Source organism: Pseudoalteromonas rubra (assembly GCF_005887095.1).
Classification (GTDB): Bacteria; Pseudomonadota; Gammaproteobacteria; order Enterobacterales; family Alteromonadaceae; genus Pseudoalteromonas; species Pseudoalteromonas rubra_E.
The window spans coordinates 1-341 of record NZ_PNCI01000152.1; the positions used below are offsets into that span (position 1 = coordinate 1).

The following is a 341-nucleotide window of genomic DNA, read 5'->3' on the forward strand; positions in this document are numbered from 1 at the left end:
TTTCATAAGGTAAAAAAGGAAAACCATTGCTATTACAGAGCAGTACTTCATTTGTTGTATTGCAGTTCCATTCTATAATCTGCAATTCATACGGGTAATCAATATTATCATATAGAACATCATCTAAAGGGAGATTGGTCTTGTTTTTAATTTGACTCTCTGGATCTACCAGATCGCCATCCACATAAAGCTTAATAGACTTATATTGTGATAGGTATATAGCAAAAACTGACGAAAAGTGTTCAAGCAACCGTTCTTTATTAATAGATGTAAATTCTTTGTGCGGTTCGTATATTGAAACGGTTGTTCCTGTAGACTGATTACCGCTAATTTTGGGAGAT

Annotated in this window: 1 pseudogene; it reads right to left on the minus strand. The window is 33.7% G+C overall.

Features of this window, described 5'->3' with window-relative positions:
• A pseudogene (locus CWB99_RS24465) lies at window positions 1-341 on the minus strand (ATP-binding protein); the annotation flags it as partial.